The organism is Pseudoalteromonas sp. T1lg24 (assembly GCF_002964745.1).
GTDB classification, from domain to species: Bacteria; Pseudomonadota; Gammaproteobacteria; order Enterobacterales; family Alteromonadaceae; genus Pseudoalteromonas; species Pseudoalteromonas spongiae.
In genome coordinates, this window is sequence record NZ_PQCB01000006.1 from 159,123 (window position 1) to 183,995 (window position 24,873).

The window sequence follows — 24,873 nt, forward strand, 5'->3', positions numbered from 1 at the left end:
ACCACCCAATTGGGTGGTTTTTTATTTGTTATGTTTTACTTTGAAGCAATGGCTATTTCACCGTCATGACAATCAACAACAAAACAACTTCCCGCTTTAAACTCACCCGATAACAGCGTTTGTGCTAATGGATTTTCAATAGTTTGCTGAATGGCACGTTTTAATGGACGTGCACCAAACACTGGATCAAAGCCCGCTTCTGCAATTTTAGCCAGCGCCGCATCCGTAAGCTCAAGCTGATATCCATTATCTTGCAAACGTTGTTCGAGGCGTTGCAATTGGATCTTCGCAATGTTTTCAATGTGCGCTTGTGCTAACGGGTGGAAAACCACTGTTTCATCGATACGATTAATAAATTCAGGCCTAAAGTGCTGCCCAATCACCGACATCAAGGTGTTTTTAAGTCCTTGGTAGTCATTATTACTTGCTTGTTCTTGGATCACATCCGAACCTAAATTGGAGGTCATAATAATCACCGTATTCTTAAAATCGATAGTGCGCCCTTGCCCATCGGTCAAACGACCATCATCAAGCACTTGCAATAAGATATTGAAAACATCAGGATGCGCCTTTTCAACTTCATCAAGCAATACAACTGAATACGGCTTACGACGAACCGCTTCTGTTAGATAGCCACCTTCTTCATAGCCCACATAACCAGGAGGAGCTCCTACCAAGCGCGCGACTGAGTGTTTTTCCATAAACTCAGACATATCAATGCGCACCATGGCCTCTTCTGTATCGAACATAAAGTTGGCAAGTGCTTTCGTCAGCTCGGTTTTACCAACCCCTGTTGGGCCTAAGAATAAAAACGAACCAATTGGACGATTGGGGTCTGCCAAGCCTGCGCGTGAGCGACGAATCGCATTTGACACTGCCACCACAGCTTCATCTTGTCCCACTACTTTCTCGTGCAATTTGTCTTCCATTGAAAGTAGTTTATCGCGTTCACCTTGCAGCATTTTCGCTACCGGAATACCAGTCCAACGAGAGAGGATCTCAGCAATTTCGTTTTCACCAACCTTGTTAACGAGTAAGCTCATATCCTGCATTTCAGCTTGCGAGGCTAAATCAAGTTTGCGCTCTAACTCAGGAATACGACCATATTGTAATTCACTCATGCGCTGTAAATCGCCAGCACGTCTTGCCACTTCTAAATCTAATCGCGCTTGCTCTAACTCAGTTTTGATTACTTGCGTGCCCTGCAGCGATGCCTTTTCCGCATTCCACACTTCGTCTAATTCATTGTACTGGCTATCAAGTTGTTTGATCTGTGCCTGAATATCTGCCTGACGTGACTTTGATGCATCGTCAGTCTCTTTTGCCAACGCATTATCTTCGAGCTTTAACTGAATAATCTTACGCTCTAAGCGATCTAACTCTTCAGGCTTTGAATCAATTTGCATGCGGATATGTGAACCCGCTTCATCAATCAAATCTATCGCTTTATCTGGTAATTGACGGTCGCTAATATAACGATGAGAAAGTGTTGCCGCAGCGACAATCGCAGGATCGGTGATTTCTACCGTATGATGAAGTTCGTAGCGCTCTTTTAATCCACGTAAAATCGCTATGGTGTCTTCTACGCTTGGTTCTTCAACCAATACTTTTTGGAAGCGGCGTTCCAACGCTGCATCTTTTTCAATGTACTGACGATACTCATCAAGTGTTGTTGCACCGACACAATGAAGCTCACCACGAGCAAGCGCAGGCTTAAGCATATTACCGGCATCCATTGCACCATCGCTTTTACCAGCTCCCACCATAGTATGGATTTCGTCAATAAATAGAATAACCTGCCCTTCTTCTTTGGCAAGTTCGTTGAGAACTGACTTGAGACGTTCTTCAAATTCACCTCGGTACTTTGCACCGGCTACAAGCGCGCCCATATCGAGTGATAATACACGCTTATTTTTCAGCCCTTCAGGCACTTCACCATTAATAATACGTTGTGCGAGCCCTTCCGCAATCGCCGTTTTACCCACCCCTGGTTCACCAATCAGTACGGGGTTATTTTTAGTACGGCGCTGTAATACTTGAATCGTACGGCGAATTTCTTCATCGCGACCTATCACAGGATCAAGTTTACCTAACTCGGCGCGCTCAGTTAAATCTACGGTAAATTTCTCAAGCGCTTGGCGGGTATCTTCGGCATTTGGGCTATCAACTTTTTGGCCACCACGAATCGCGCTTATTGCGGTTTCAATTTTGTTTTGCGTTAAACCAAATTGCTTAAATAAGGTGCCCAGCGGCCCTTTATCTTCACAGGCAACTAAAATGAAGATTTCGCTAGAAATGTACGAGTCTTTGCGTTTTTGTGCGTACTTATCACATAAGTTCAACAAGTTAGCCATATTATGTGATAACTGAACATCACCGCCCACACCGTCAACTTTAAATAACTTGTCGATTTCCGCAGACACTTTGGTCATCATTTCATCGGCGTTAACACCTGCTTGTGCCAACAATGCTCGTACGCTTGAACCGGTTTGCGTAAGCAAGCTATACATTAAATGAATTGGCTCAATAAACTGATGGTCGCGGCCTAGTGCCAATGATTGCGCATCAGCAAGTGCAGCTTGAAATTTGCTAGTAAAACGATCTAATCGCATGCTTGATACCCTTAAAAAACTTAACTGTAATTATAAATGGGTATAAATTTTTTTAAGATCAAGAGAAAGGTAAAAATAGGTTAAAAATAATTACACAAAAAGTAAGGTCAATCAGCAATATAAATTATGTGTGCATTACGACCAGTGACGCCGTCGCGACGGTAGGAAAAAAATAAATTTTGTTGCGTGACGGTGCAGTATTCACCACCTGATATTGAGCTAACACCTTGCTTTTCAAGTACAATACGTGCCAACTGATAAATATTCGCAAGGTACTTATTAGGCTTGCCATCAATCGGCTGAAAACAGCTAATAGCGTCTTCATGCTTGCTACAAAACGCACTCTTTACGTCATTGCCCACTTCAAATTTTTGCGGTCCAATTGCTGCACCTAAATACGCAATTAATTGGCTCGATTTAAAACAATTGAGTGTATTTTCAATCACGCCATTTAATAAGCCACGCCAACCGGCATGAATTACCGCCACTTCATCACCCTGCTTTGAGCACATAAATACAGGCAAGCAATCTGCCGTCATAATTGCTAAAGGTTGATTCACCTGTTGCGTGTAAAGTGCATCAGCATCATACAATTGATTCGCATCAGTTTGCGCATCGACACACACTACGCGGGTACTATGTGTTTGCGATAACCAAAAAGGGGCTTGTGGTAACAGGGCTGTTAAACGTTTGCGGTTTTCTGCTACATCTAGCGGGTTGTCGTTTACGTGCTGCGCCAGATTCAACGACGCAAACGGCGCTTTTGAAACGCCGCCTTGTCGTGTTGTAGAAAAGGCAACTACCTTGTTCGGTACTTGCCACTTTGCTACAAGCGTGTCCACTAGTACCCAATATTATGGTTAGCTTTGGTATCTTGACGAAGCGCTTCTGTTAATAGCTTCATATCGTCAGGAATAGGCGCTTGCCAACTCATCATCTCACCGGTAATTGGATGTTCGAGTTCCAATTTTACCGCGTGCAGTGCTTGACGTTTAAAGTTACGAAGCACTTCAATAAACTCTGGAGTCGCATTTTTAGGCGGACGAGGTCTGCCGTGATATAGCGGATCACCAATTAAAGCATGATTTAAGTGCGCCATATGCACACGGATTTGGTGCGTACGCCCGGTTTCAAGTCGCAAACGTAAGCGCGTGTGCGCTCTGAATTTTTCTGCCACACGGTAATGCGTTACAGCAGGTTTGCCAAATTCAGTTACCGCCATGTGCGTGCGCTTTGTATGGTGACGACCAATTGGCGCATCTACCATGCCACCAGCGGTCATTGTACCATTACAAATCGCCTCGTATTCACGCGTAAAGTTGCGTCTTGCTTGCAAGTTAGCAACTAAATGGGTTTGTGCAGGTACTGTTTTAGCTATCACCATCAAACCCGTGGTGTCTTTATCAAGACGATGCACAATACCGGCACGCGGCACAGAATCGATGTCAGGATAATCGTGCAGCAACGCGTTAAGCATAGTGCCATCAGGGTTGCCGGCACCTGGGTGCACAACTAAGCCAGCAGGTTTGTTAACAACTAAAATATGATCGTCTTCATATACTTTATCGAGATCGATTTGTTGTGCTTCAAACACCACTTCGGTTTCGAGTTCAGCATGGATTTCAATCTGCTCATATCCCATTAATTTTTCACGCGGCACGTTACGTACCTCACCATCGACCTTTACCATATTGTCGAGGATCCAGTTTTTAATTCGCGAGCGCGAATAATCTGGGAACATTTTTGCTAAAACTTGGTCTAGACGTTTACCGCCCAGTTCAATTGGTACTTCAGCTGATAATGTAATTTGCTCTGCCATTGTTCCGCTTAATTATGTAAAATCCAATGCAAGCTATTGCTTACTCGGTTAGAATCGCTAATATGCATAGTTTACTCGGTTTTGCTGACTGAGCCTAGGGTGGAATCCCAAACAAGATAATAAAAAGGTGTATTTTAATGACAAACGTAGTTGGGAAGCGTTCGCTTAGTAAACGTTCATTAGCGCTAGCGCTTGCAATCTCAGTGTTATCAGCATGTTCTTCAGCGCCGGACGAAGAAGACTTCAAAGAGTTCCGAATAAATCGCCACAGGCACTTTATCAAGATGCCAAAGAAACGCTTGATTCAGGTTTATATGTACGCGCAATCGAGTTATTAAGCGCGATTGACTCACGCTACCCATTTGGACCGCTATCAAAACAAGTTCAGATGGACCTTATTTACGCCTATTATCAATCAAATAATACTGAACAGGCTACGGCAACCATTGACCGTTTTATTAAATTAAACCCAAATCACAAAGATTTAGATTACATGTATTACATGCGTGGTTTAGTAAATATTAAAGCCCATGAAAATGCATTCCAAGAGTATTTTGGTATCGATCGCGCTGATCGCGACACCAAGCGCACACGAATCGCATACGAAGATTTTGCTACGCTTGTTAAAAATTACCCTGACAGTAAATACACCACCGAAGCCAAAAAACGCATGGCGTGGCTGCTTAATAAAATGGCGCGTTACGAGCTAAAAGTGGCAAACTATTATTATGATCGTGAGGCATACCTTGCGGCGGCAAACCGCTGTAAGTACGTAGTAGAGCACTTTTCAAAAAGCAGTTATACCAAACAAGCCCTTGAGCTAATGGTAAAAAGCTACGATAAGCTTGGGCTGAGTGAGTTAAAAAATAACGCACAAGCCGTGCTAGATGCAAACAAATAAACGTGCACTTGGCATGCAAAAAAGGGGCTAGTTTTGCCCCTTTTTTATGTTTAAAATTTTGAAAAATAAGTTTATATAGCAGCTTCGTCTTCTTCTTGTGTACGAATACGTACCACGCGCTCAATATCAGAAACGAATATCTTACCATCACCAATTTTACCTGTTTGCGCCGTTTCTACAATAACATCAACCGCACGGTCTACATCTTCATCGGCAAGTACAATATCTAATTTTACTTTTGGTAAAAAGTCCACCATGTACTCGGCACCGCGATATAGTTCGGTATGCCCTTTTTGCCTACCAAAACCTTTCACTTCGCATACCGTCATACCTGTGATGCCGATTTCTGACAGCGCTTCACGAACGTCATCGAGTTTAAATGGTTTGATGATTGCTTCTATTTTTTTCATAGATATGTTTCCAATATGCTTAATGCCACCATTCTATCGCGTTAACTCATCAATTCAAGGTATTTACTTATAGACATATTGGTAATTATTTTCATCAATATAAATAACTGTTCTAAAAGAATTATACAATCTACTAGTCTGGATTTTTCAAAAGCGTATAATTACTAAAGGAGGTACAAAATATGAAATATGTACAACAAGGTCTCACATTGCTTGAGTTAATGACAACCATTGCCATCGTAGGAATTGTGGCGACGATTGCTTTACCTAACTTAGGACCTATGCTCGAGTCTGACCGCGCAGACAACTTTATAAACGAGCTAAATAGAACAATTAAATTTGCTCGAGCAAAAGCAACCTCGACAGATGAGTTCGTAGTTGTGTGCCCTATCGCAAGCCCTGACACAGGTGGCGCATGCACAACAGACTGGAAGAATAACCCTATCGTTGCATTTGTAGATAAAGGAAGAGACTTAGACTTGAATACCACAAATGATATGCGAATAAGAGTAATGTCACTGCCAAGTTTTCAAGATAAAGTAACCCAAGATAAAGGTAACACAGCTATAACTATTGATGGCCAAGGCAGGGTTAACCAAGAACATCAATTTGTTATATGTCCAAATGGTAAAAACGATAATACTTCGGCACTTCAAATCAGCGTTTCAGGTAATACATGGAAGCTAGGACGCAATGTATTAACTTGTGGTACTGTATAGTTAGGCTATTCTTAAAAGCATGACCTGATTTAACAAGAGGCTTCAAGGATGAAGCTTAAAATGCGCGGATACACACTCATAGAAGTCGTCATATCTTCACTACTTATTACTATTATATCTAGTATCACAATCCCAAACTTTACTTATTTTTTAGCGCAAAGTAGGCTAGACAACGCTATGAGCAGGATCTTAAAGTCTTTGCACCTCGCCAGAGGATATGCTGTCACTTACTCTACTAACATAACAATTTGTCCTCTTGTTTCGGGCAGATGTCAGAAAAATTGGCAGGGTACTATTTATGCTTTCGAAGATAGTAATAGGAACCTTTCGCTCGATGAATCCGAGTATACTATTACCGTTATTGAAAAGATCGATTCTCAGGATGCATTAACCTACCCTCGTAAGGCAATAACCTATCGAGCTGACGGTTCAATAAACTTTATGCAATCTGGTAGCTTTATTTATTGCAATACGACTTACCCCGAACTAACAGGTAATCGCATCACTGTAAGTCAAGTTGGCAGAGTTCGTATTAAAGATTCCGACAAATGTGAAACACCTAGCTTATAACCTGTTAAAAAACTAAAGGTGACAAATAAAAGTTTTTGAATATGTTATAAAGTTCACACTTTCGATTCCTGATTTCAAATATAAAGTATGACCTAAAATGCTTATATTTTTTTAATTAGTATTTCAGGTTCATCGTTTTGCATTTTCAAAATCAAGAACATCGCACTGCCACCATAACTATTTTCAGCTTTTGCTCTGAATGAACCACCATAGCACAAGAAGCATGGCTCGTGATCCGTCTATAATTTAACAAAATATTCATCTTTTTCTGCAAGCTTTCTGTATCTCCAACTTTTCAATAGCGCATTAAACTCAAAAATAACTACACGTTTGTAGATATCCGATTTGGTCTTCAAATTTATAAACATCAATTATTGAAGTCAGCACTGGTTACTCGCTTAGAAAGAAAAAAGCGCCCTAGAGGCGCTTTGCAAATAAGTTTTTAAACTTGCTTACCTATTCCAGCAAGTATTATTTCCACCTGAGCCAGTTGCGGTCTTTTGTCCGAGTTCATCAATTTTAAAACCAGAACATTCAGGGTCTTTGGTAGCTGGATAATCTAACGGCGAAGCTGTCACAGAAAATGAACTACCATCAGATGTTAGTGTTAAAGTAAATAACCCAGAGTCACTTGTACTGACTACGCCTAAATCACTCAGCGATGCTGTATATTTATGATTATCCGCATAAAATTGCTCCTGCCGATTAGCTATGTCCAAAAGAGAAGACATCGCTTCAGCACGTGATCCCTTATAAAGATAATTAACATAAGATGGATATGCTATGGCAGTCAATATCCCTATAATAGCTACTACTATCATCAATTCAATTAAGGTAAAACCAGACAATTTTTTCATTTTTAATTAACCTTGTTTGTCGCTTCGCGGTACATGTAACTACGATGTGTTTTAAAGCCAACAAAATCACCAACCAACTTTATGCTACAGTTTTTGCCATTTTCGTCACATACTAATTCAGGCACCGCACTGTCATTAATTGATTTCGCTTTTATTATGCCTGAGTTATTTTCACCAGCACCAATACCAATTAATAAAAATTGAGAATTTTCGTCACTATCTTCCGAATAAACCAATTCTGGTGTAGGAGGAATACTATCACCAGTAACGGTGTAGGCATTCTCATAAATATTCACAGCATAATGCAAATGGAATGCGTACAAACGCCCCTCACCACCGGTTAAAGAACACGATGAGCTATCTGTTGTACTTGCCATAAAGGTAGGGAAGTAAGCCACCCCGCCAATAATAGCAGGCTTAGCGAGTGCTTTTTCTCCAACACCAGTCAGTGAATATGCCCATCCACCTTTTTTTGCAAACTCAAACTCTTTTCCAATAAATCTCGCTGGGTCGTTCGTTAAGCTACCAAATGTATTCGGATCAATCTCCATTAAATCTATGAGTTTTATCGGATCTGGGGCATCTGTTTTATAAGACTTAGTAATTACATTAGTATCACGTACCATAAATAGCTTATCACTATTTGAGGTATCCATCGGCGTAGTTCGGTTACCGCTGCCAACTACAATCGCTTCAAATGGCACCGTCATACGCGTTGCATTAACGACTTCTCCATCCACAGAGTACGATGTCACCTTACTGTAATATGATCTTGCTACTTCTGGTTGATAGAAGAAATTACCCGGAAGGCTCGCAAACTCGAATGCAGACCAATCAGCAGGGTTTGTACCCGCTAGGTCAATGCGCCAAATCTTACCACCTGTATCTGCAGCATACAGTCTGTCGGTATAGCCATCATAATCTGAGTCCAAAGTAGCAATTCTTCCTACAATACTATCTTTGCCATCAAAGGAAATATCATCAGTGCTCCACACTTTATTACCTGTTTCTGCATCAACTAAATATATACCAGCACCTACAGTATTAGCAGCCCCCTCTTCAAACTGCTTTTTGTCATATCCAGCACCAAACACCAACAGCGGCTTTTTAGCATAAGAAGGATGATTGACATACACAACTTTGGGTTGAGACCAAGTTTGCCCTAAGCTTGGGTAGGCTGCTTTCCCTTTACTCCACAACAGTTTAGGGGCTGTGCGGTTAGAAATATCTAATGCGTAGTATGTGCTACCGCCTCTTCGCATTCCTATAAATGCCCAAACTTTTTCTCCCGCATTTACTTTACCATCACCATTACTATCATCATGATAAATAGTAGGAGTCAAATCCATGCCATACAGTTTACCTGCTGCATTATCCATTAATGCCGGCTGAATACTAAATAATTCTGATGGTATAAATGCCCAAACTTCCGTTGCCTGGGTAGCACTTGTATCTTCAAAAAAGTGAACAAAGCCAGCGTTTGTACCAAATAATAAATGAGTTTTATCTCCATCACTTCCCTCGTATGTGATAGCCGCAGGTTTAGAGTGGAGTGCATCACCCAAGATATGTTGACGTAATACAATGTCATCACCACTACCACTCTCAATACCGCGCATCCAATTAATCAAGTCTTTTGCTTGTTGTTCGCTTGCACCTCCTCCGTAATATTCGTTTAGCGCTAATTTAATGTTTGATAAAACACTTGAATTCTCGCTCTTGAAATCGCTATTACCTACGTCTGTAAAAATTTTACGATTAACCGGTGATGTAATTTTAATTTGGGCATTTAACCCACCCAACGCCACATTACCACCATCTGGACCTGGGGCGTCGCCTGTACTCGGGTTATAGTCAAGCCAAAATGTTTTCGCATGTTTGTCAATTTCACCCTTGTCATTAATTGCTGGTGAATCGGTTTGGTCAACTACAGTATGTCCGCTGATTTTCAATTTTTTGATATTACCATTCCAGCGAGTTGATCCTGTAGGTGAAAACAACGAATAGTAAACAAAATCCTTAGTACGCGTATTATCGCTCTGGCTTGCCGCAACCGATGGCGACGTAAAGTTACCCGATAATTCAAGAATTTGGTTCAATGTCGCTTTAAGATTTGCATTCAGCTGTGTCGGGTCGTCGGTATCATAATACTTTCCTTTACCTTTATCTGCCGCCGCTTTCAGCATGCCCTCACCTTCTGGACTCATAGCACCACCAAAACCTATGGTATAGGTGTATACATTGTTAACTTTGGTATCTTTTGAATATACATCATTCTTAGCCATATACTCGGCTAAGCGTGGGAAATGTTGAAAGTTACTCCCTAACTCTGTTGTATCACCCGCATCATTATATTTGTACTTTGCTTTTGTATATTTATCATCTGGCCACAAGGTTGCGATTGGCCCAGCCGCATCGTGATAACTGCTATCTCCGCTAGGGTCACCATCAGTCATCATAATAAAGTAAGCGTTATTATCACAACGTGGTTGGTAACTACCCCCGGGGCCTGTTAGGTTCGCAAAAGGTGATATATAGACATTTCCATTTTCAATTGATGTGTCTCGGTTGCTACTTAAACTTGATTTTTCAAACACGTTTCCACCGCTAAAATAACGGTATACCTGAAAAGCAGAGTCGGTGATTGGCGTACCATCATCGGCATTTAGGCCATTAATGACTGCTTTTAACTCAGCATTAGTTTTTGTTCCTATACCAGCCACGATATGACTTGTGTAATCTTTAAAAACCCCGATTCCGAACTCAACATCAGTAGCACCATCTATTACTTCATTAACAGCCTCTTGAGCCACGATTAAACGGCTTTTATTTTTCTCGCAAGGTGTTTCCGTCCAGGATCTATATACATAACATTTATTATCTGCGCTGTCCGATGGCACAGTACCAGTACACGCTGTATATCTAAAAGAATTATTACGCCTACCTTCTCTCAGATAAGCACAATATTCTCCATGTCCTGCACTCAGTTGCATACTACCTGAGGTATCAAACATCAGCATTACACGCGCTTTTTCTTTTTCTTTTAAAAGGGCATTAAGGTATATCTCAATGTCTTCTGCGAAGACCTTTGAGCTTAGCGTTAACATAGCAAGCAACATACTTGCTATTACTGTTACTTTTGATAAAGCTGATATTCTCATTTTAAGATCCCCCCATTTCTTGGGTAATGCCTGTATTTAACGTCATAGTGTGTTTGTTGCCTTTTCCATATACCCCAGATGCAGTTAATTTTACGTAATTACATTGCATATTTGGTGTAGGTGCAAAGCGAGGTGGGCAGCCCAGTAAATCAACGGGTCCGTTATTTTCATTAACCATAACTACTTTTGCGCCTGATGTTGATAACGTGACCGTGTCTGTTGGATAAGCACTTTTCAACATCAAAAATTGACTTTTACCGTTCTTTGCTAGTTCATCTTTAATTACTTCTTCGGTATTGCCCCGCACGGAAGATTCTGCACGATAGCTTTCTTGCGTTGCATTTACCATTTTACTGTCTAACGCACTGCCACTCATTACACTAACGGCTATTCCCGATACCATCAAAATCATCAGCATTGCTGCAACTAACACTACGCCTTTTTGTTTATTTAAATTGCCCATTGATCACTCCCAACATTAATTAGACGAACAGTCGATGTTAACAATTTGCGACGAAAACCATCATTACGTGTAATCGTTCTTTGATTTTCGCCTTCTCCTCCTAAAATAAAGGTTTGACTTTGAGGCGGGTTATTTCTGTCTTCAGAAAGCGTTCTGACAAGTAGAAAAATTTGTACGTTTGTTACAACAGCAGTTTGCTGATTCCAATCGGTTGCCGACATCTGTGAAGAAGTTTTGTAGGTATCAACACGAGCATCGTTATTTGTATCTAGACCAAAAAGAAAACGCATATTTTCAACGCCTTCCATAACAGTCTCAACTTGCATTTCGCCGTTGATCAAACGCATGCGTCGCAAAGTAGGTACATTAACGGTTTGCCCATTGAGTGTGTAATTTTGTTCTTGAATAAAATACACGTTATGTATGTATTCCCATAATTTTGCGTTTATACCAGGATTAACAACCCCACCAGTGCCTTTTAAAAATCGTGCATTTTGCACTCTAGCAAGAAAATATGTATTAGCAGTCGAAGTAATACCCGTTATCTCCTGCCCTGCAACACGTTTGATTTGAATAATATCACTGCCAGTAAGCGGGCTACCAACGCAGTTCAGTTCATTGGTTCCCTCTGCTTCTTTTGCGAATATCACTTTAAAAGGTTCGTTCACACCAATTTGCGGATAAGTACTATTATTTACCCCATTAAAACAGTCAGGTGAAGGCGGGGTTGGATTGGCAGCTGTCAAAACAGCAGCATCTGGAGTTTCTACGAAATTTCCCCAAAAGCCTGCTAGTTCAATATCTCGCTTCAACACCTCCATTGCCAGTCTACCTGACTCTTGGAGCTCGCCAATATCCATAGTGTCGGCAGTTGTAACTTTCATGCCTAAATATGTAAACATCACACCAGCTAGGATAAATGCCCCAACAAATAGTGATATCATCAGCTCAAGCATCGTAAAACCAAACTGCCTTATTTGATTAACTTTAGTCATATTAAGCTGCCCTCATAAAAATATAACTATCTAGCACAACGGTTCTTCGATTTGTAATATTTCCACATGCGATAGTCTCGTTCGTGCTTTCCGTAAGCCTTTGTCTGCCTTGCCAAGCCACTACTACGCGTAATCTAACGCCATCATCATCCGCTGTCGGTGAAATACATACAGTGCCGTTAGCTAAAGAGCCCGTGTTATCAGCCACTCTTAATGCTTTTTGCCATTGGTATACGTCGTACTCTGCTATATCCGACGAAGAGCAACGTATATTCAAACACTTTTTTTCTACCAGAACATCTTGATAATCAAATGATTTACTATAATTCGCAACAATGTCTGCTGTGTCGTTCGCTCTAATTCTTTCCATTATATCGTTAGCGAGCGCCAACGCTGCACTACGTTGGTTAGCATCGTAACTGGCTTGCTTTGCATTAGTTTGTAACGCAACTGTACCAAGTAAGCCTACAGTTAAGATAATGAAGGCGATCAGCACCTCTATAAGTGTGAAGCCTTTATTTACTTGTTGCCTTGGTAATGAGGAAAAAGGTGACGAGTTTGCTCTCATTTTTCATTCATCCTTTAAGCTGAAAATTTTCTAGCTTAATAATCGCTGAACGAAAAATGAAACTCAATTAACAGGGTGTTAACGGTTAAGATTTCAGATAAACGGTAGTTATTGCTGAATTAGCAGTTTAATATGTGGCCACTCGCGCCTGCTAACCTCGACTTTTTCATTAAAATCTAATAGTTTAAGCCAGTGCTTGTTGTTGTCTTGGCCAATTTCGGTCAAGTAGCTTTGATTAACAATTGTGTTGCGGTGCACTCTTACAAAGTAAGATTCAAATTCTGATAAGAGTTTTTTTAACGAACCTTCAATTAATACGCTTGTATTTGGCGTCATGACACGCAAGTATTTATCTTCCGAACGAACGAGTCGAACATCAGATACCAACACACTTTTGTGAATTCCACCTTCGATATACTCAATAGCGGCCTGTTGTTTTAACGCGGTTTGCGCGCGATGTGAAATCTTCAGGCCATCTATCGCTTTTGCAAGTGCAACTTCATCAATCGGTTTAACTAAATATCCTTGCGGTGCTACCGCAAACGCAGGAAGCGCTTTATCTGGGTAAGCGGTGATAAAAATAATCGCGGGCGGTGGGTTAAATTCTTTTAATTTTTCAGCAAGCTCTATTCCTGATAATCCGGGCATTTCGATATCAAGCAATGCTAAATCTGGCACTAAGTCGCTACACGCCAGTAACGCGTGTTCAGCGTTTTCCGCAAGCGACATTATATTAAAGTCTGGTCTTAATTTTTGCAGTAAACGTGCGATCCGCGCGCGCGCTAACGGTTCATCATCAACAATTAATACATTCATTGCTATCTCGGGATCACCAACTTAGTGCGAAAACTATCGCCTTGAACAAAATGAGTCAATTTTGCCCGTTTGCCAAAATACATTTGCAGCCGCTCTTTAATATTCTCTACCGCAATACCATTGCTAGGCCTTGATTTAGACGCTTCAGGCAAGTACGGATTATCGACAATAAGCGACACCGAACTGTTACTTACTAATAATTGCACTGAAATATGCGATGAATTCACACTTGGTTCAACGCCATGGCAAATCGCATTTTCTAAAAGAGGTTGAATAGTTAACGCAGGTATTTTAAGTTCAGGTAATTTCTCTGGAATTTGCCAATCAACGGTTAACCTATCACCAAAACGCCAAGACTCAACCAGCATATATTGTTGGGCTAATAACACGTCTTTTTCAAGTAAAATCGCTTCATCGCAATGCATTGCAGCACGGGATAAATCTGCCAGCGCTAAAATTGTTTTTTCAGCATCTTGTGCATCGTGATACACCAATTCAGCTGCCATATTAAGACTGTTAAACAAAAAGTGTGGTCTGATCCGCGCTTGTAACGAACTTAACTGTGCCTTGGTTGCGACTTGTTCTGAATGGCTGCGCTCCGCATGCATAATGCTAAATTGCGCGTAAAGCATTGCAATTATAAAGGCGATAAGTAAATTTCGTGTTAGAAATTCGAGCAGCGAAATTTCATCTAAAATCTCAAACGAATAAACAAAGTAGCTGGTCGCAAGTGTAAAACCGCATATAAGCAGTACTAGTACAATAAGTTGCTGCTGATAACTCGCTTTTTGCAACTGACTTTTAAGCAAATAAATTGACGTTAAACTGGTTAGTGAAACAAAATGAATAAACAGACTAACGGGTGCGAGGGCAAGCCAAGGGTCGCGGTGAATAAGGGGTGAGAAGGTTAAAATAACTGCCAAGAGTTGGCCGACAATAATTACTGCTAACAGTGCGCGGTCATTAAGTAAGCTTGCTAATAAATCGCCTTTAATTTGATTCATCGAAATCATTAGCAAGCCTTGTCGTTATCTCAATTCAGCAGGTACCGCAAAGATGATATTTTCTTCTTCACCTGGGTTTTCAATTGCTTCCGTGCCACCCCATGCTTTGAGTTGGTCTACCACTTGTTGCACCAAGACTTCTGGTGCAGATGCTCCTGCGGTTACACCGACACTCGATACACCCTCAAACCAAACTTGCTCCATTACGCTTGCATCGTCAATTAAGTGTGCAGGTGTTCCTACTTTTGCACTTAGCTCACGTAAACGATTTGAGTTAGAGCTGTTTTTAGCGCCAACCACTAATACTAAATCACTCTTGTCGGCTAAATCACGCACAGCATCTTGGCGATTTTGTGTTGCATAGCAAATATCGTCTTTACGCGGGCCATGAATGTTTGGGAATTTTGCTCGCAGCGCATCAATCACATCGGCAGTATCATCCACCGACAGTGTTGTTTGACTACAGTAGAACAGGTTATCCGCATCTTTCACTGAAAGTGTTGCTACATCTTCTGGTGTTTCCACCAAGTAAATGCCGCCGTCATCATTGTCGTACTGACCCATAGTACCTTCCACTTCTGGGTGACCATGGTGACCAATTAACACACATTCTGTGCCTTTGCGGCTAGCGCGTGTTACTTCCATATGCACTTTTGTGACGAGTGGACAGGTTGCATCAAACACTTTAAGCTCGCGGCGCTTAGCCTCTTTGCGTACGGCTTGCGATACACCGTGAGCGCTAAAAATAACAATGTTATCGTCAGGTACCTGGTGCAATTCTTCGACAAAAATTGCACCGCGGTCTTTGAGACGGTTAACCACATACTTGTTATGCACAACTTCGTGACGCACGTAAATAGGCGGCTTAAATAAGTCTAAAGCACGTTCAACAATGCTAATCGCTCTATCAACCCCTGCGCAAAAGCCACGAGGGTTTGCTAACAAAATTTTCATTAATTTCGCACTTCTAAAATTTCAACTTCAAACTCAACCTGTTGTCCCGCTAATGGATGATTAAAATCAACCGTTACAGAGTCACCCGCCACTTCGCGAATTAAACCAGGAAGGTCGGTGCCATCAGGTTGTGTAAACGCGATAATTGCGCCTACTTCAGCCGGTGTATCTGAACCAAATTTACTGCGGTCAACATAGTAAATATTATCAGGATTAGGCATACCAAACGCATCTTCTGGCGCCAGGGTAAAGCTTTTTTCATCGCCTGCGCATAAGCCTAGCAAACACTTTTCAAAATTTGCAGTTAAGCTGCCATCGCCCATCACTAATTTAGCTGGTTTGTTATGAACTTTCGTTGAATCGGCAGCTGAGCCATCTTCTAATTTGATTGAAAAGTGAAAAATTACTTCTGAGTTTTCACCAATCTTTAAATCTGTCATTTATCGCTCTCTTTTTGCTCAAAAAATGCATCAAGTAACAATAATCCTGCACCAATACTAATCGCCACATCAGCAATGTTAAATACTGGGAAGTCATACTGCTCATAGTACACATGCAGGAAGTCAATCACGTATCCATGTACTAAGCGATCAATCAAATTACCAATTGCGCCAGCTAACACTAAAGCATAAGCACTGCACAGCAGCTTGTTAGTAGCGGGTAATTTCTTTAACCAGTAAATTAACAGCACACTAATCGTTACTGCAATTGTGCTAAAGAAATAACTTTGCCATCCACCCGCTTCGCTTAAGAAGCTAAATGCAGCACCATAGTTGTGCACATAAGTGAAGTTAAACACTGGCAGAATATCAATTGTTTGGTAGAGAGACATTTCTGTGCTCACTACCCATTTAGTAATTTGGTCTAGTGCCAGCAAAATGATGCTGAGCACTAACCAAATTAGACCACTACGTCCTTTTAACACACAAATCCCCTATGCAAATTGACGAACTTCACCTTCGCCATCTACGTTGGTTACACAGCGGCCACAAATATCTTTGTGTTCTTCGTGAGTGCCTACATCATCGCAGTAATGCCAACAACGCTCACACTTTTCTGCTGATGTTGCTGCTACCGAAATAAACAAACCGTCAATTTCGCTTGCAACCGCATCTGCTGGACGGTTTTCTTTATTTTCAACAGCAGCTTTTGAAGTAAGCAATACGAAGCGTAACTCATCGCCAAGCGCATTCAGTTGCGCTTCAAGCTCAGTTCCCACATACAAGGTAACTTCTGCTTGCAATGTCGCGCCGATTTTCTCTTCTTTACGTGCAGCTTCAAGTACTTTGTTTACCTCAGCGCGCACTTCTAAGAGTTGCTGCCAGAAAGCGTTATCTAGCTTAGCTGAATCTGCTTTTACCAGACCTTGGTACCATTCGCCTGTAAATACAAATTCATCACGCTTACCTGGTAGTACTTGCCAGATTTCTTGTGCTGTGAAGCTCATAATTGGTGCCATCCAGCGCGTCATTGCTTCTGCAATATGGTAAAGCGCTGTTTGACATGAACGACGTGCAACACTGTCAGCCTTTGCAGTGTACTGACGGTCTTTAATGACATCTAAATAGAATGAACCAAGTTCAACGGTACAGAAGTTCATTAGCTTTTGAGTTACTACCAGCATTTGATATTCATCGTATGCTGCAACTAGCTCGTCTTGCAATACAGCAGCACGGTCTAAAATCCAACGATCAAGAGCAACCATTTCATCAGCTGCAACCATATCTGTTTCTGGATTAAAACCATTTAGGTTCGCTAATAAGTAACGTGCAGTATTACGAATACGGCGGTAACGATCTGCTGAACGTTTGAAGATTTCGTCCGAAACTGTCATCTCTGCTGTGTAATCAGTAGACGCAACCCATAAACGTAGGATATCTGCACCCATTTTGTTCATGATATCTTGCGGCGATATTACGTTACCCAGTGACTTCGACATCTTGCGACCATTTTGGTCAACTGTAAAACCATGTGTAAGCACTTGCTTATATGGTGCGTGACCGTTAATCGCAACTGATGTCATCATTGACGACATAAACCAACCACGGTGTTGATCAGAACCTTCAAGATATAAATCAGCAGGACCTGTTAATTCTTCACGTGCATCGACAACACATGCGTGTGTTACACCTGAATCAAACCAAACATCTAACGTGTCTTGTACTTTTACGTATTGCGCTGCGTCTTCAGCACTTAGTAGCTCAGTTACTTCTAAGTCATACCAAGCTTGAATGCCCTTTTCTTCCACCTTTGCAGCAACTTGTTCGATAAGCTCGGCAGTATTCGGGTGTAGGCTACCAGTATCTTTATCAACAAATAGTGCAATTGGCACACCCCACGTACGTTGACGTGAAATACACCAATCTGGGCGGCCTTCAACCATGTTCGCAATGCGGCTTTCACCCCACTCTGGTAGCCACTGAGTCTTTTTGATTTCGCTTAATGAATCTTGACGCAAATTTGCCTGATCCATACTAACGAACCACTGCGGCGTTGCACGGAAAATAATTGGCGTTTTATGACGCCAGCAATGCGGGTAACTGTGATTAAGCGCATGATGATGCATTAATGCACCTTTTTCAGTTAATACGTCAATTACGTTAGCATTTGCTTTAAATACATGTTGGCCTGCAAATAGTTCAGTATCAGGTAAATACACACCATTAGCACCCACTGGGTTAGCGACTTCTAAGTTATATTGCTGACCCACAACAAAGTCTTCTTGACCGTGACCCGGTGCAGTATGAACCGCACCCGTACCAGAATCAGTAGTAACGTGCTCACCTAAAATCACAGGAACAGTGAAATCGTAGAATGGGTGATTTGTTTGTAATAATTCAAGGTCTGAACCTTGGCAATAACCAAGTGCATGGAACTTATCCACACCGTAACGATCCATTGCATCTTTTACTAGGTCAGATGCTAATACTAAACGCTGCTTACCTTGTTCAGTTTCAATTTGAACTAAGCTGTACTCAAGACCTTCGTGCACTGCAACCGCACGGTTAGCAGGCAGTGTCCAAGGTGTTGTAGTCCAAATAACAATGCTGATATCGCCTTCGCCTTCATGACCATCCGCTAAGTTAAACTTAGAGATAAGTGCTGCTTGATCAGCAAAGGTGAACTTAACGTCGATTGCAGGCGATTGCTTGTCTTGGTACTCAACTTCTGCTTCAGCAAGTGCCGAACCACAATCAGTACACCAATGAACTGGCTTAGACCCTTTATGAAGGTGACCGTTTTTAATAATACGGCCTAATACGCGAATCGCGTTTGCTTCAAAGTCGAAGTTCATTGTTAAATAAGGCTTGTCCCAATCACCGAATACGCCAAGGCGTTTAAAATCTGCCTTTTGCCCTTCAACTTGCTTTTTAGCGTAGTCGCGGCACTTTTCTCGGAATTCGGCAACAGACACTTTTTTACCTGGCTTGCCTACTTTCTTTTCTACTTGTAGCTCAATTGGTAGACCGTGGCAGTCCCAACCTGGAACATACGGTGCATCAAAACCTGAAAGCGTCTTAGACTTAATAATAATGTCTTTAAGAATTTTATTTACAGAGTGACCTAGGTGAATATTGCCATTTGCATACGGAGGACCGTCGTGCAAAATGAAAGATTTCTTGCCTTTCTTAGCGGTGCGAATTTGACCATATAAGTCTTTTTCGTACCAAGATTTAAGCATTTGTGGTTCGCGTTTTGCTAAGTTACCACGCATTGGAAACTCAGTTTCCGGCAAATTTAAGGTATGTTTGTAGTCGCTCATTTAATTCTACTTTCCGTATCGGCTACTAAATTAAATCAAAATAGGCTTTTGCTTCGTCAACATCACGCGAAATTTGCGCTGTTAACTGGGCAAAGCTATCAAACTTTATTTCATCTCGAAGTTTATGCACAGGTGCGACTTCGATAATCTGACCATAAAGGTCACAATTAAAATCAAAAAGGTGCGCTTCTAAAAGGGTGCGCTTGCCATTAAATGTTGGCTTAGTGCCAATATTAGCAACCCCGTAATAAATTTTACTTGCTACTGTGACTTGTACACAGTACACACCACTTAACGGACTAACTTGTCGTTTAAGCGGAATATTTGCCGTCGGAAAGCCTAGTTCTCGCCCCTTCTTCCAGCCATGTACCACTTTACCAATAACACTGTAAGTTCGGCCTAACATTTCATTTGCCAGATGAATATCACCTTGGCTCAATGCTAAGCGAATTGCAGTACTACTCACGCGACAATCTTTTTGTCGCAAGCTTGCGGTACTTTTTACATTAAAACCATGCGTCGCACCGCTTATTTGTAACATTTGATAATTGCCACTGCGGCCCTTACCAAATCGAAAATCATCGCCCACAGTTAACGCTGCTACGCCAAGTTTTTCAACCAGTACGTGCTCAACAAACTCATCAGCAAATTGATTCGCAAATTTCTCGTTAAATTTTATGCAAATTACACGCTCCACCCCTAATTGAGACAATAACGCTAGTTTGTCTCGTAAACGTGTTAAACGTGCTGGCGCATCACTTTTTCTAAAATACTCTTGTGGCTGAGGTTCAAATATCATTACCGTACTGGGCAATTGATATTGTTTTGCATCTTGAATTAGCCCTTTGATAACCGCTTGGTGACCTAAATGCACACCATCGAAATTACCAATGGTTAATACACAGCCTTTATGTTTTGGCCTTATATTGTGTATACCGCGGATTAACTCCATTACGTACTAGCAAACCTCAAAAAAAGTGAATTAAAATTTAAGCGCCCGATTATAGACTTTTTTTACTCGATTATCAGTTAATATTTTTTATTTGTCTGAATCGCACACCCATAAGCATAAGCAATAAAAAATAAACAACTACTGCGACCACGATAAATCCACTTAACAAAGCCACTTGTTGCATAAAGCCTTGCTGCTGCCATGGAAAATAGTGCTGTAATTGAGAAACAGCTAAAAACATTAAAATACTGGCTATTAAACACTTAATAAAGAACCATACAGTGGTTTTCGACACCCCATAAACGCCCTGTTTGTGCAAAAAGTAATAGAGTAAAATTGCATTACAGGTAGCAGAAAGCGATGTTGCCAGCGCCAAACCTAAATAGCCAAACATTGGGGCTAGGATTAAATTAAACACCATATTTAGTACCATTGCAGCTACGCCAATTTTGGCTGGTGTTTTGGTATTTTGTTTCGCGTAAAAAGCGGGTGCTAATACTTTAATCAACATAAAACTTAACAGGCCAAACGCATACGCGGTAACACCCATAGCCACCTTTTCAACATGATTGCCGCTGGCCATAAATTCCCCATGACCAAACAATACATTAATAATCAAAGGCGCTAACACTATTAAACCAAAACAGGCGGGAATGCCAAGCCAAACAACAAAGCGTACGCCCCAATCGACCGTGGCTTGGAACTGTTTAGGATCATCATTGACATGTAGCTTAGACAAGGTAGGCAAAATAACTGTCGCAATACCAATACCAAATAAGCCAAGTGGAAATTCAATTAAACGGTCAGAATAATAAAGCCAAGCAACTGAGCCTGTAACTAAGAACGATGCAATCACGGTATCTAACAACAAGTTGATTTGGCTTACCGAAACACCAAACATTGCAGGTAACATTAACGTACGCACTTTCTTTACGTTTTTATCGCGCCACGCAAATGTTGGTTTTACCAGCACATTATTTTTTCGTAAAAATGGCAGTTGAAACAAAAGCTGTACTAGACCACCTATAAACACACCAAGTGCCATAGCAAATGCACCAAACTCAAATTTATCGTGAAAGTAATATGCGCAACCAATAATAGAGATATTTAATAAAACAGGCGTAAAAGCGGCAACCGAAAACTGATTGTAGACATTGAGTACTGCGCCAGATAACGCCACAAGACTAACAAAAAACAAATAGGGAAAGGTTAATTTAAGCATTTGACTGAATAGTTCATACTTAAACCCTTCGGCGCCGCCAGAAACATATTCATTGTACCAACCCGGTGCAAATATCGCGGCAACCACACCTGATCCTAATACCCCAAGAATTGTGACAATTAATAACACCGTACCGAGTGTGCCTGCTGCTTGGGCTACAAATACACGTACTCCGTTGTCGCCGTCTTTTTCTTTTACTTCAGTTAATACGGGTACAAACGCTTGTGCGAATGCCCCTTCAGCAAAGAGGCGACGTAAAAAGTTGGGGATTTTATTAGCAAATAAAAAAATATCAGCAGCAGCACCTGCGCCGAGTAAATGAGCTGTAACCGCATCGCGAACCAATCCTAAAATACGGGAAATAAAGGTCATTAAACTCACAACCATGCCCGAACGAAATAGGCCTTTTGCCACTGCTCCCCCTACGCTTTAATAACCGACAATAAAATTAAGTTGCTCAGTATGCCACAAACTTCTTATGTGGTGACACACGCGTATGCAGTTTATAACGATAAATTATCGTGTGAAGTACTAGTATTGCTAAGTGCTTATTTGATATACTCCCGCCACTTGTTCGGTTGAGGCAAGCCAGTACAGCAATTAAGCTAAACTAAAGTACAAAAGTCATTGACTTTTGCTCTTAATGTTGGCATATTCCTCGGCCTTTAAATTAAGCTTATTTTAAGATTGTTAGGAGCAAACCTTGGCTAACATCAAGTCTGCAAAAAAACGTGCTATTACGAGCGAAAAGCGTCGTCAGCACAACGCAAGCCGTCGTTCAATGATGCGTACTTTCTTCAAGAAAGTAGTTGCTGAAATCGAAGCGGGTAACAAAGAAGGCGCACAAGCAGCTTTCGAAAAAGTAGTTCCAGTTTTAGACCGTTACGCAACTAAAGGTCTAATTCACAAGAACAAAGCAGCTCGTCACAAGAGCCGTCTTGCTGCAAAAATTAAAGCACTTTAATTAGTACTTTATTTTGCAAATAAAAAAACCGGTTCACACCGGTTTTTTTATGTCTAAAATTTGTATCGCAACTAAATTGCCAGCTCAGGCAGTAGCTTCTTCAAAATACCTGCAATCTTTTTTGGTGAAAATGGCTTTACCACAAACCCTTTTGCACCACGTTCAATCGCGTCCTTAACGTTTTCAACCGTTGAGTGTGCCGAAACCATAACCACATTCGCCTCGGGTGAAATCTCGTTAATTGATTTGATCAGCTCTTTACCATCACCATCTGGCAATTCAATATCTAAAAAAATCACGTCGTATTGATGGTTTTTAATCTGTTCCAAACACGCTTGTGCAGTTGATGCTTCGTCTATGTTTGCTAAACCAAAATGAATCAAAGTCTGGTGAAGAAAGTTTCTCACTGTCCCTACATCATCTACTATTAAAATAGCGTGCTCACCACTCATAAATCGTCCCGTATTTATTAATGAATTATAATGTTAAACTTATATACTTATAATTCAGATCACAAATTAATGACACTATTGTCAAACGAAATTATACATATGTCTATTAAAATTAAGCGCCAGTCGTTAATGGGCGACTCAGCCAGCAAAAAAAAAGTAAAACAGAGAGCCACAAAAAAACAACCAGCTCAAAGTCCTTCGCAGGCTGAAATTCAAGCCGCACAAAAACAAGTCGCAGCCAAAGTAGAAGCTAAACCGAAAAAAGGCTTATGGTTAAGTTTAGCCTTTATTGCCCTAGCCGCTTTAATTATTCCCAAACCACAATTAATCTCGTACCAAAAGCTTAATGTAGTGGGTACGAGTATCTATTGGCCTGGTTTTTTAGGTCTACCAGCAACCATTTTTGATTCCGACCTCACCCTTGCAGGCGAAATCGAGCAAGGAAAGATCTTTTTATGCGATAACATTAATCAAAATGTAGGTTGTCATAAATATCAAGTAGTTAAACAGGAAGGCTTTATTTCGGTGATCTTGAGCTTATTTTCGGATTAGTTTTTTTATTGTAAAATTGTAGATTTTCTCGTTTGAAGAAAAGCCTTAATGCTCCGATAATTCGCGCCACTTAGTATTATCGGAGGCACCAAAGTGGAAAACTTAATTTTTTTATCAACAAACCTAACAATTGTCGCTTTATGTATTGGTGCATTTTTTATTAGTAATACTAAGGTTATCAAGCTATTTGCCGCAATTTCATTAGTTGCACTTTTTGTTATGCAAAGTATGAATACTGCGCCACAACAGCATTTGTCAAATATCACGCTTATTCTGATTAACGCGTTTTATCTATTTAAAGTTTATACCCAGTATCAACTAGAACAGAATTAAGCATAACGATACAATAGTGACATGATTTCGTAACCATTTGGGGCCATATCATGTCACATTCCGATTCTGACCTTTTTTTACAGCAAATGGCTGATGTAACGCCACTCAAACAAGACGCTGTTTCAACCCCAACCTCTAACGCTAAGAACGCGCTAAGTAATTTCTACAAGCAACAAAGCTCAAAGCAAATAAGCTTACTAAATGATGCATTGAGTAGTGCAACTGTTGAATACGTTGAACCCGACGATTACATTAGCTACAAATCTTCAGGCCTTCAGGCTGGCGTATTTAAAAATTTGCGACTTGCCAAATATGATATCGATGGCAAAATCGAACTGCAGGGCCACTCCATCAAAGAAGCACAGGATAAGTTAATACACGAGTTGTCGGATTGTCATCGTCGCAACATACGTGTTGTGCTTATTAAACACGGTGTTGGCAAAGAAAATAGCGAACAACCAGCTAAATTAAAAAGTCATGTAAATGCGTGGCTTGTGCATTTCCCGTTTGTACTTGGCTTTCATACCGCGCAAACCCATCACGGTGGCTATGGCGCAGTTTACGTATTGTTGAGTAAAAACGAACAAGCAAAACTTGCAAACAAAGAAATTCACGCAAAAAAATAAGGCTCTATTGAGCCTTATTCTGCATTTGTTACTACTGTATTTTGGTTTACGGCTTCATCAGCCTGAGTGAACCAAGCACTCACTCCTAAAAAAGCAACCAATAAAGCGACTGAGCTTAATTTGATCCCTTTTGCCATTGCGCGGTGCATAACTCCCCCAA

General features: G+C 41.0%; 25 protein-coding genes and 1 pseudogene. 7 read left to right on the top strand and 19 right to left on the bottom strand.

Annotated elements, in window-relative coordinates; all coding sequences use genetic code 11:
* Nucleotides 1–35 precede the first annotated feature (35 nt).
* From clpB to rluD, 3 genes are all read right to left on the bottom strand, one after another.
* On the bottom strand, nucleotides 36–2,612 hold the full coding sequence (clpB, locus tag C2M30_RS03700) for an ATP-dependent chaperone ClpB (protein ID WP_105170705.1): 2,577 nt from the start codon (nucleotides 2,610–2,612) through the stop codon (nucleotides 36–38).
* 107 nt (nucleotides 2,613–2,719) lie between these two features.
* On the bottom strand, nucleotides 2,720–3,454 hold the full coding sequence (pgeF, locus tag C2M30_RS03705) for a peptidoglycan editing factor PgeF (protein WP_105170706.1): 735 nt from the start codon (nucleotides 3,452–3,454) through the stop codon (nucleotides 2,720–2,722).
* Nucleotides 3,454–4,431: a 23S rRNA pseudouridine(1911/1915/1917) synthase RluD gene (gene rluD, locus C2M30_RS03710; protein WP_105170707.1), complete on the bottom strand. Its 978-nt coding sequence runs from the start codon at nucleotides 4,429–4,431 to the stop codon at nucleotides 3,454–3,456. The genes pgeF and rluD overlap by 1 nt, the downstream gene beginning before the upstream one ends.
* A 137-nt stretch (nucleotides 4,432–4,568) precedes the next feature.
* Between rluD and C2M30_RS03715 the strand changes: the two are divergent.
* Nucleotides 4,569–5,332, top strand: a pseudogene (locus C2M30_RS03715) (outer membrane protein assembly factor BamD).
* 71 nt (nucleotides 5,333–5,403) lie between these two features.
* On the opposite strand, the gene glnB reads toward C2M30_RS03715, so the two are convergent.
* Nucleotides 5,404–5,742 (bottom strand): nitrogen regulatory protein P-II, encoded by a 339-nt coding sequence (glnB, locus tag C2M30_RS03720; RefSeq protein ID WP_100912980.1) that lies wholly within the window; start codon nucleotides 5,740–5,742, stop codon nucleotides 5,404–5,406.
* Nucleotides 5,743–5,924: 182 nt separating this feature from the next.
* Here glnB and C2M30_RS03725 point away from each other — a divergent pair, with 182 nt between their 5' ends.
* The gene (locus tag C2M30_RS03725) at nucleotides 5,925–6,461 is read left to right on the top strand and encodes a GspH/FimT family pseudopilin (RefSeq protein WP_105171143.1); all 537 of its coding nucleotides are present in this window, start codon (nucleotides 5,925–5,927) and stop codon (nucleotides 6,459–6,461) included.
* Between the two features lie 60 nt (nucleotides 6,462–6,521).
* Nucleotides 6,522–7,031, top strand: coding sequence for a GspH/FimT family pseudopilin (locus C2M30_RS22095; protein ID WP_442792799.1), 510 nt, complete (start codon nucleotides 6,522–6,524; stop codon nucleotides 7,029–7,031).
* 452 nt (nucleotides 7,032–7,483) lie between these two features.
* Here C2M30_RS22095 and C2M30_RS03735 read toward each other — a convergent pair whose 3' ends face one another.
* The 13 genes from C2M30_RS03735 to murJ form a co-directional block, all read right to left on the bottom strand.
* Entirely contained in the window at nucleotides 7,484–7,888 is a 405-nt protein-coding gene (locus C2M30_RS03735) for a type IV pilin protein (protein ID WP_100912977.1), read from the bottom strand.
* Between the two features lie 2 nt (nucleotides 7,889–7,890).
* Nucleotides 7,891–11,049, bottom strand: coding sequence for a pilus assembly protein (locus C2M30_RS03740; RefSeq protein WP_105170709.1), 3,159 nt, complete (start codon nucleotides 11,047–11,049; stop codon nucleotides 7,891–7,893).
* Nucleotide 11,050: 1 nt separating this feature from the next.
* Nucleotides 11,051–11,512: a pilus assembly PilX family protein gene (locus tag C2M30_RS03745; RefSeq protein ID WP_100912975.1), complete on the bottom strand. Its 462-nt coding sequence runs from the start codon at nucleotides 11,510–11,512 to the stop codon at nucleotides 11,051–11,053.
* Complete coding sequence (locus C2M30_RS03750; RefSeq protein ID WP_105170710.1) at nucleotides 11,500–12,507, bottom strand: PilW family protein; 1,008 nt, start codon at nucleotides 12,505–12,507, stop codon at nucleotides 11,500–11,502. Before C2M30_RS03750 ends, C2M30_RS03745 begins: the two co-directional genes overlap by 13 nt.
* A gap of 1 nt (nucleotide 12,508) precedes the next feature.
* Nucleotides 12,509–13,075, bottom strand: a complete 567-nt coding sequence (gene pilV, locus C2M30_RS03755) for a type IV pilus modification protein PilV (protein WP_105170711.1) — start codon at nucleotides 13,073–13,075, stop codon at nucleotides 12,509–12,511.
* A gap of 108 nt (nucleotides 13,076–13,183) precedes the next feature.
* Nucleotides 13,184–13,891, bottom strand: coding sequence for a LytR/AlgR family response regulator transcription factor (locus C2M30_RS03760; protein WP_105170712.1), 708 nt, complete (start codon nucleotides 13,889–13,891; stop codon nucleotides 13,184–13,186).
* A gap of 2 nt (nucleotides 13,892–13,893) precedes the next feature.
* Nucleotides 13,894–14,904, bottom strand: a complete 1,011-nt coding sequence (locus C2M30_RS03765; RefSeq protein WP_105170713.1) for a sensor histidine kinase — start codon at nucleotides 14,902–14,904, stop codon at nucleotides 13,894–13,896.
* Nucleotides 14,905–14,919: 15 nt separating this feature from the next.
* Nucleotides 14,920–15,849 (bottom strand): 4-hydroxy-3-methylbut-2-enyl diphosphate reductase, encoded by a 930-nt coding sequence (gene ispH, locus C2M30_RS03770; protein WP_105170714.1) that lies wholly within the window; start codon nucleotides 15,847–15,849, stop codon nucleotides 14,920–14,922.
* Nucleotides 15,849–16,289, bottom strand: coding sequence for an FKBP-type peptidyl-prolyl cis-trans isomerase (gene fkpB, locus C2M30_RS03775; protein WP_100912970.1), 441 nt, complete (start codon nucleotides 16,287–16,289; stop codon nucleotides 15,849–15,851). The genes ispH and fkpB overlap by 1 nt, the downstream gene beginning before the upstream one ends.
* Nucleotides 16,286–16,774, bottom strand: a complete 489-nt coding sequence (gene lspA / locus C2M30_RS03780; RefSeq protein ID WP_100912969.1) for a signal peptidase II — start codon at nucleotides 16,772–16,774, stop codon at nucleotides 16,286–16,288. Before lspA ends, fkpB begins: the two co-directional genes overlap by 4 nt.
* Before the next feature lie 9 nt (nucleotides 16,775–16,783).
* Entirely contained in the window at nucleotides 16,784–19,612 is a 2,829-nt protein-coding gene (gene ileS, locus C2M30_RS03785) for an isoleucine--tRNA ligase (protein WP_105170715.1), read from the bottom strand.
* Nucleotides 19,613–19,637: 25 nt separating this feature from the next.
* Nucleotides 19,638–20,564, bottom strand: a complete 927-nt coding sequence (gene ribF, locus C2M30_RS03790) for a bifunctional riboflavin kinase/FAD synthetase (protein ID WP_105170716.1) — start codon at nucleotides 20,562–20,564, stop codon at nucleotides 19,638–19,640.
* A gap of 73 nt (nucleotides 20,565–20,637) precedes the next feature.
* Nucleotides 20,638–22,200: a murein biosynthesis integral membrane protein MurJ gene (murJ, locus tag C2M30_RS03795; RefSeq protein WP_199775870.1), complete on the bottom strand. Its 1,563-nt coding sequence runs from the start codon at nucleotides 22,198–22,200 to the stop codon at nucleotides 20,638–20,640.
* 289 nt (nucleotides 22,201–22,489) lie between these two features.
* Here murJ and rpsT point away from each other — a divergent pair, with 289 nt between their 5' ends.
* A complete protein-coding gene (rpsT, locus tag C2M30_RS03800; RefSeq protein WP_010560657.1) occupies nucleotides 22,490–22,750 on the top strand; it encodes a 30S ribosomal protein S20 in 261 nt (86 codons plus the stop codon).
* Nucleotides 22,751–22,821: 71 nt separating this feature from the next.
* On the opposite strand, the gene C2M30_RS03805 is transcribed toward rpsT, so the two are convergent.
* Nucleotides 22,822–23,202 (bottom strand): response regulator, encoded by a 381-nt coding sequence (locus C2M30_RS03805; protein WP_010560658.1) that lies wholly within the window; start codon nucleotides 23,200–23,202, stop codon nucleotides 22,822–22,824.
* A 99-nt stretch (nucleotides 23,203–23,301) separates the two neighbouring features.
* Here C2M30_RS03805 and C2M30_RS03810 point away from each other — a divergent pair, with 99 nt between their 5' ends.
* From C2M30_RS03810 to smrA, 3 genes are all read left to right on the top strand, one after another.
* Nucleotides 23,302–23,754: a hypothetical protein gene (locus tag C2M30_RS03810; RefSeq protein WP_105170717.1), complete on the top strand. Its 453-nt coding sequence runs from the start codon at nucleotides 23,302–23,304 to the stop codon at nucleotides 23,752–23,754.
* A 93-nt stretch (nucleotides 23,755–23,847) separates the two neighbouring features.
* Nucleotides 23,848–24,087: a hypothetical protein gene (locus tag C2M30_RS03815; protein WP_054978487.1), complete on the top strand. Its 240-nt coding sequence runs from the start codon at nucleotides 23,848–23,850 to the stop codon at nucleotides 24,085–24,087.
* Nucleotides 24,088–24,137: 50 nt separating this feature from the next.
* Nucleotides 24,138–24,713, top strand: a complete 576-nt coding sequence (gene smrA, locus C2M30_RS03820) for a DNA endonuclease SmrA (protein WP_105170718.1) — start codon at nucleotides 24,138–24,140, stop codon at nucleotides 24,711–24,713.
* A gap of 14 nt (nucleotides 24,714–24,727) precedes the next feature.
* On the opposite strand, the gene C2M30_RS21920 is transcribed toward smrA, so the two are convergent.
* On the bottom strand, nucleotides 24,728–24,862 hold the full coding sequence (locus C2M30_RS21920) for a hypothetical protein (protein WP_267890920.1): 135 nt from the start codon (nucleotides 24,860–24,862) through the stop codon (nucleotides 24,728–24,730).
* Nucleotides 24,863–24,873: the final 11 nt, after the last annotated feature.

What these genes read in the sequence shown, in the direction of transcription:
- C2M30_RS03750 (WP_105170710.1), bottom strand. Translation starts at nt 12,507, where the DNA reads ATGACTAAAGTTAATCAAATAAGGCAGTTTGGTTTTACGATGCTTGAG.
- C2M30_RS03740 (WP_105170709.1), bottom strand. Translation starts at nt 11,049, where the DNA reads ATGAGAATATCAGCTTTATCAAAAGTAACAGTAATAGCAAGTATGTTG.
- ileS (WP_105170715.1), bottom strand. Translation starts at nt 19,612, where the DNA reads ATGAGCGACTACAAACATACCTTAAATTTGCCGGAAACTGAGTTTCCA.
- C2M30_RS03745 (WP_100912975.1), bottom strand. Translation starts at nt 11,512, where the DNA reads ATGGGCAATTTAAATAAACAAAAAGGCGTAGTGTTAGTTGCAGCAATG.
- C2M30_RS03735 (WP_100912977.1), bottom strand. Translation starts at nt 7,888, where the DNA reads ATGAAAAAATTGTCTGGTTTTACCTTAATTGAATTGATGATAGTAGTA.
- C2M30_RS21920 (WP_267890920.1), bottom strand. Translation starts at nt 24,862, where the DNA reads ATGCACCGCGCAATGGCAAAAGGGATCAAATTAAGCTCAGTCGCTTTA.
- C2M30_RS22095 (WP_442792799.1), top strand. Translation starts at nt 6,522, where the DNA reads ATGCGCGGATACACACTCATAGAAGTCGTCATATCTTCACTACTTATT.
- glnB (WP_100912980.1), bottom strand. Translation starts at nt 5,742, where the DNA reads ATGAAAAAAATAGAAGCAATCATCAAACCATTTAAACTCGATGACGTT.
- clpB (WP_105170705.1), bottom strand. Translation starts at nt 2,612, where the DNA reads ATGCGATTAGATCGTTTTACTAGCAAATTTCAAGCTGCACTTGCTGAT.
- C2M30_RS03805 (WP_010560658.1), bottom strand. Translation starts at nt 23,202, where the DNA reads ATGAGTGGTGAGCACGCTATTTTAATAGTAGATGATGTAGGGACAGTG.
- C2M30_RS03810 (WP_105170717.1), top strand. Translation starts at nt 23,302, where the DNA reads ATGTCTATTAAAATTAAGCGCCAGTCGTTAATGGGCGACTCAGCCAGC.
- C2M30_RS03765 (WP_105170713.1), bottom strand. Translation starts at nt 14,904, where the DNA reads ATGATTTCGATGAATCAAATTAAAGGCGATTTATTAGCAAGCTTACTT.
- C2M30_RS03760 (WP_105170712.1), bottom strand. Translation starts at nt 13,891, where the DNA reads ATGAATGTATTAATTGTTGATGATGAACCGTTAGCGCGCGCGCGGATC.
- C2M30_RS03725 (WP_105171143.1), top strand. Translation starts at nt 5,925, where the DNA reads ATGAAATATGTACAACAAGGTCTCACATTGCTTGAGTTAATGACAACC.
- rluD (WP_105170707.1), bottom strand. Translation starts at nt 4,431, where the DNA reads ATGGCAGAGCAAATTACATTATCAGCTGAAGTACCAATTGAACTGGGC.
- fkpB (WP_100912970.1), bottom strand. Translation starts at nt 16,289, where the DNA reads ATGACAGATTTAAAGATTGGTGAAAACTCAGAAGTAATTTTTCACTTT.
- smrA (WP_105170718.1), top strand. Translation starts at nt 24,138, where the DNA reads ATGTCACATTCCGATTCTGACCTTTTTTTACAGCAAATGGCTGATGTA.
- ribF (WP_105170716.1), bottom strand. Translation starts at nt 20,564, where the DNA reads ATGGAGTTAATCCGCGGTATACACAATATAAGGCCAAAACATAAAGGC.
- ispH (WP_105170714.1), bottom strand. Translation starts at nt 15,849, where the DNA reads ATGAAAATTTTGTTAGCAAACCCTCGTGGCTTTTGCGCAGGGGTTGAT.
- pilV (WP_105170711.1), bottom strand. Translation starts at nt 13,075, where the DNA reads ATGAGAGCAAACTCGTCACCTTTTTCCTCATTACCAAGGCAACAAGTA.